The following is a 5,227-nucleotide window of genomic DNA, read 5'->3' on the forward strand; positions in this document are numbered from 1 at the left end:
GGGCGGCAGGGGTCACCTTGTGATTCTAGAGGGAAGTGATTTTTTCTTTCCCTTGGCTTCGGGATGGGGGCGCCGTCGCGCGTTGGCCGGGGCGAGACCCGGCTTGCAGGCAGACTGAAGTGGGTCAATGCAAACCACCATGTCAAAATCACCCCCATGGAACTTCTTGCTTTTCTGATGGACTTCATCCTTCATGTGGACAAACACCTGGAGGCTTTTACACAAAGCTACGGCGCCTGGGTTTATGCCTTGCTCTTCCTGATCATTTTTGTGGAAACCGGCGTGGTGGTCATGCCTTTCCTGCCCGGCGATTCCTTGTTGTTCGTGGTGGGCGCCCTTTGCGGGGTCGGCCTGCTCAGCCTGCCGGTGGCCATCTCCGTGATGCTGGTGGCAGCCATCCTGGGCGACCAGTGCAACTATTCGATAGGCCGGCACTTCGGGCCCAAGGTGTTCCAGTGGGAGCAGTCGCGGTTTTTCAACAAGCGCGCGTTCAACCAGGCGCACGAGTTCTACGAGCGGTATGGCGGCATCACCATCATCATTGCGCGCTTCATGCCCTTCATTCGCACTTTCGCGCCTTTTGTGGCGGGCGTGGCCGAGATGAGCCGCACCAAATTCACCGCCTACAACGTGATTGGCGCGCTGATCTGGGTGGTGGGCCTGTGCACGGCCGGTTATCTGTTCGGCAACCTGCCCTGGGTGCAGGCCAACCTGAGCAAGATCATCTGGGCCATGATCCTGATTCCCGGGCTGTTTGTGCTGTATGGCGCCTGGAAAGCCAGCCGGTCTGCCCGGCAACCGGCGCACTGACGGGTTTTTTACCCGCTGTATTGACCCAGGGCAGGGCGGACGCGTCTGCGCGGTGCACACTGCCCCGGAGAACTTCCTGTTTCCAACAAGCTGCCCATGACTGTCACCGCGATCGATTTCCCCACCGTCCACACGCTTCCCGAACTGCTGGCCTTTCGGGTGGCCCGCAGCCCGCAGGCCGAGGCCTACCGCGAATATGATGCCGCCGCCGGCCGCTGGGTCGCGACCACCTGGGCGCAGGCCGGCGAACGGTTTGCCCAATGGCGCCAGGCGCTGGCGGCCATGGGCTTGCCGAACCACGCCAGCATTGCCATCCTGCTTCCCAATGGGCTGGATGCCGTCAGCCTCGACCAGGCGGCCCTGGCGCTGGGCCATGTGCCGGTGCCGCTCCACGCGCTGGACAACCCGGGCAGCATTGCCTACATCCTGGCGGACTGTGAGGCCGCGTTGCTCATGGTCTCGTCCCTGGCGCAATGGCATGCGATCAGGGCGCTGGATGTGGCGATGCCGGCGCTCAGGCGCGTCGTGGTCTGCGGTGAAGCCGTGGCGCCCGATGCTGGCGGCGCGGACGTGCCCGTGTGTTCGCTGGCCGACTGGCTGGCCACCGGGCAAGGCCAGGAGGGCGCTTTTGTGCCGCCGTCCGGGGACGACCTGGCAGCCATCGTCTATACCTCGGGCACCACCGGCAAACCCAAGGGCGTGATGCTCACGCACCGCAACGTGGTGGCCAATGTGCAGGCCATCCTGGCGCGCGTAGCGCCCACTGTCGACGATATGTTCCTCTCGTTTTTGCCGCTGTCCCACACCTTCGAACGCACCGCGGGTTACTACCTGCCGATGGCGTCCGGAAGCTGCGTGGCCTACGCGCGTTCGGTGTCGCTGCTGGTCGAAGACCTGAAAACCGTGCGCCCCACGGTGCTGATCTCAGTGCCCCGCATCTACGAGCGGGTGTTTGCCAAACTGCAGGAAACCCTGGCCACCTCGCCGTTGAAGACGCGTTTGTTCGAGGCCACCCAGGCCGTGGGCTGGCGGCGTTTTTGCCGGTCGCAGGGCCTGCCGCTCGCCCCTGGCGAGGGCAGTGCCTGGGCCTGGCTGGACCCGCTGGTGTGGCCCCTGCTGGATCGCCTGGTGGCGCGCACCCTGCGCGCGCAGTTTGGCGGGCGGGTGCGGGTGGCCGTCAGCGGCGGTGCGCCGCTGTCACACGCGGTGGCCCGCTGCTTTCTGGGGCTGGGACTGCCCCTGCTGCAGGGGTACGGCATGACGGAAACCGCGCCGGTGGTGGCGGCCAACGGCGTGGAAGACAACGACCCGGCCACCGTGGGCCGGGCCTTGCCGGGGGTGGAGGTGCGCCTGGGCGAGAACCGCGAACTGCAGGTGCGCGGCCCGTCGGTGATGCGGGGCTACTGGAAACGGCCCGAAGACACGGCGCGGGTGCTGACGCCCGACGGCTGGCTGTCCACCGGCGACCAGGCGGACATCACGGACGGGCGCATCCGCATCATGGGCCGCATCAAGGAAATCATCGTCACCTCGACCGGCGAAAAGGTGCCGCCGGGCGACCTGGAACTGGCCATCGCGGTCGATCCCCTGTTCGCACAGGTGTTTGTGGTCGGTGAGAACCATCCCTTCATCGCCTGCGTGGCGGTGGTGAACCCGGCCGAATGGCGCCGGCTGGCCGAGGCGCTCGGGGTCGACCCGGATGACGCGGCCAGCCTGAACCTGCCGGCGGTGCACCAGGCCGCGCTCAAACGCATGGCGGCCCAGACCGCGAATTTCGCGCGTTATGCCATGCCGCGCGCCGTGCTGCTGACCACCGAGCCGTGGACGGTCGAAAACGCGCTGATGACCCCGACACTCAAGCTCAAACGCAACAACCTGATAAAGCGTTTTGCGCAGGAGATCGAGGCCATGTACCAGCCGCAGGCGCGGCGGGGTGGCGGGTCCGCATAAACCCTGTTTCCCGGAAATGATAAGTAAGCTTATGATTATGGGATAAACCACAGGCCGGACAGCCGGTCGGGAAGATGTTTGCATGATGGCTGATCAATCCCTTTCCCGCTGGAGCGAACCGGGCTCCAGCCGCGTCCCCTTCTGGGCCTACACCGACGCGCAGCTTTACCAGCGCGAGCTCGATAAGATTTTTTACGGCCCGCACTGGTGTTATGTCGGGCTCGAAGTCGAGATCCCGAACCTCGGTGATTTCCGGCTCAGCCACGTCGGCGAACGCCAGGTCGTGATGGTGCGCGACCGCGTGGCACCGAAAGACCGGGACACCGACCACGGCATCCGCGTGGTGGAAAACCGCTGCGCCCACCGCGGTGTGCGTTTCTGCCAGAACCCGCAGGGCAATGCCCGCAGTTTTGTCTGCCCCTACCACCAGTGGACCTACAAGCTCAACGGCGACCTCGCCGGTTTGCCCTTCAAGGATGGTGTCAAGGAGGGCGACTGCATCAATGGCGGCATGCCCGAAGGCTTCGACCTGAAAGACCACGGCCTGACCAAGCTGCGCGTGGCGGTGCTGCACGGCCTGGTGTTTGCGACCTTCAGCGAGGCGACCGAGCCGCTGGAGGATTACCTGGGCCCCAAGGTGATGCCCTGGCTGGAGCGCATCTTCAAGGGCCCTTCGACAGGGCTCGGGACAGGCCGGGAACTCACGCTGCTGGGCTACAACCGCCAGCGCATTCCGGGCAACTGGAAGCTGATGATGGAAAACATCAAGGACCCCTACCACCCCGGCCTGCTGCACACCTGGTTTGTCACCTTCGGCCTGTGGCGCGCCGACCAGAAAAGCCGCATGGTGATGGACGAACACGGCCGCCACGCGGTGATGATCTCGCGGCGCAACGAGGGCGGGCAGAACGCCGCCGTGACCGAAGGCGTGACTTCCTTCAAGGCCAACATGGCGCTGCACGACGACCGCCTGCTCGACGTGGTGCCGGAAGCCTGGTGGACGGTCGATGATCCCTCGAATCCCGGCAGCGACATCACGCCGACCGTGACCATGATCACGCTGTTTCCCAGCCTCATCATCCAGCAGCAGGTCAACTCGCTGAGCACACGCCACATCGTGCCGCGCGGCGAGGGCGAGTTTGATTTTGTCTGGACACATTTCGGTTTTGCCGACGACACGCCCGAGATGACGCGCCGCCGCCTGCGCCAGGCCAACCTGTTCGGGCCGGCGGGTTTTGTCAGCGCCGACGACGGCGAGGTCATCGAGTTCAGCCAGGACGGTTTCCGCCAGGGCGGGGAAGGGCGTTCGACGCTGTGCGAACTGGGCGGCACCGGCACCGAAGCGACCGAACACATGGTGACCGAGACGCTGATCCGCAGCATGTACGCCTACTGGAAGAAAGTGATGGCGGTATGAGCGCACTTGGCGAGGGGCCCCACAAAGTGGGGATCGACACAGCGCGAATGCCGCCGGCCGCCGACACCCGGGTGTTTGCCGAGGGTGTGATGACGGAGGCGGCGCCATGAGCAGTGTGACGCTGGAACGGCTGGGGCTTCAGTTCGAGATCGACCAGCTCAACGCGGCTTATGCGGCCGTGCTGGACGAGAAACGTTTCGATGCCTGGCCGGAGTTTTTCCTTGAGGGCGGTCGTTACACCGTGCAGGCGCGCGAAAATTTCGACCGCGGCCTGCCGCTGGCGCTGATGGACCTGGAAAGCCGCGGCATGATGAAAGACCGCGTCTACGGCATCACGCAGACGATTTACCACGGGCCGTACTACATGCGGCACGTCATCTCTGCGGCGCAGGTCTTGTCGGTTGACGGCGATGTCATCACGGCGCAGGCGAACTACGCGGTGTTTCGCACCAAGCCGGCGGGTGTCAGCGAGGTCTACAACGTGGGGCGTTATGTCGACGAGATCGTGCGGACCGGCGACGGCCTGAAGTTCAGGCGTCGCCTGTGCGTTTATGACAGCGAGATGATTCTCAACTCGCTGATCTATCCGGTTTAATTGCCCGCGGCGCCTGGCCGCTTTGCTTCAAGCCTGTCGAAGCTGCCTTTTCTCCTGCGCTGGGGTTTGCCAGCAAGCCGGGGGTTGCCCGGCGCCAACTCACTTTTCTTTTGCGTCGCCAAAAGAAAAGTAAGCAAAAGAAAAGGCGACCCGATGGTCTGGGTCCCTTCGCTTCGCTGCGGGCAGCCTGCGGTGCTCGCCGTTAGCGGGGGCTAGCTCGAACTCGCTACGCTCAGACAATCGCTCGCCCTGATCCACTTTCGGCTGCGCTCCTCGGCCCAGCCCGACGGGTGGGGGAACAAATGCGGGATCGGGTGCGGGGAGTCATGACGCGCGTAGCCAAGCGGCCGTGATGTTTGCACGCGAGCGCAGCACACGTCGCCAAATGAAGTCCCCCTCCATCGCCCAGCGGGGCGAGGGAGGGGCTAGGGGTGGGAGTGGGGAGTTGAACTACT

General features: G+C 64.6%; 4 protein-coding genes. All 4 read left to right on the top strand.

All coding sequences use genetic code 11. From position 1 onward, the window contains the following. Nucleotides 1-156 precede the first annotated feature (156 nt). The 4 genes from B7G52_RS22755 to B7G52_RS22770 all read left to right on the top strand — a co-directional run bounded on the left by B7G52_RS22755 (nucleotide 157) and on the right by B7G52_RS22770 (nucleotide 4,772). The gene (locus B7G52_RS22755; RefSeq protein ID WP_096699940.1) at nucleotides 157-810 is read left to right on the top strand and encodes a DedA family protein; all 654 of its coding nucleotides are present in this window, start codon (nucleotides 157-159) and stop codon (nucleotides 808-810) included. Between the two features lie 96 nt (nucleotides 811-906). Next, nucleotides 907-2,760: a long-chain fatty acid--CoA ligase gene (locus tag B7G52_RS22760; RefSeq protein ID WP_096699941.1), complete on the top strand. Its 1,854-nt coding sequence runs from the start codon at nucleotides 907-909 to the stop codon at nucleotides 2,758-2,760. 82 nt (nucleotides 2,761-2,842) lie between these two features. Beyond that, complete coding sequence (locus B7G52_RS22765) at nucleotides 2,843-4,177, top strand: aromatic ring-hydroxylating dioxygenase subunit alpha (RefSeq protein WP_371329061.1); 1,335 nt, start codon at nucleotides 2,843-2,845, stop codon at nucleotides 4,175-4,177. Between the two features lie 106 nt (nucleotides 4,178-4,283). After that, nucleotides 4,284-4,772 carry an aromatic-ring-hydroxylating dioxygenase subunit beta gene (locus B7G52_RS22770; protein WP_096699942.1) on the top strand — a complete coding sequence of 163 codons (489 nt, stop codon included), beginning with the start codon at nucleotides 4,284-4,286 and terminating at the stop codon, nucleotides 4,770-4,772. The last annotated feature ends 455 nt before the right edge of the window (nucleotides 4,773-5,227 follow it).

It is taken from the genome of Polaromonas sp. AER18D-145 (assembly GCF_002379095.1).
GTDB lineage: Bacteria > Pseudomonadota > Gammaproteobacteria > Burkholderiales > Burkholderiaceae_C > Polaromonas.

Coding starts and splice junctions, on each gene's coding strand:
- B7G52_RS22760 (WP_096699941.1), top strand. CDS start 907: ATGACTGTCACCGCGATCGATTTCCCCACCGTCCACACGCTTCCCGAA.
- B7G52_RS22765 (WP_371329061.1), top strand. CDS start 2,843: ATGATGGCTGATCAATCCCTTTCCCGCTGGAGCGAACCGGGCTCCAGC.
- B7G52_RS22770 (WP_096699942.1), top strand. CDS start 4,284: ATGAGCAGTGTGACGCTGGAACGGCTGGGGCTTCAGTTCGAGATCGAC.
- B7G52_RS22755 (WP_096699940.1), top strand. CDS start 157: ATGGAACTTCTTGCTTTTCTGATGGACTTCATCCTTCATGTGGACAAA.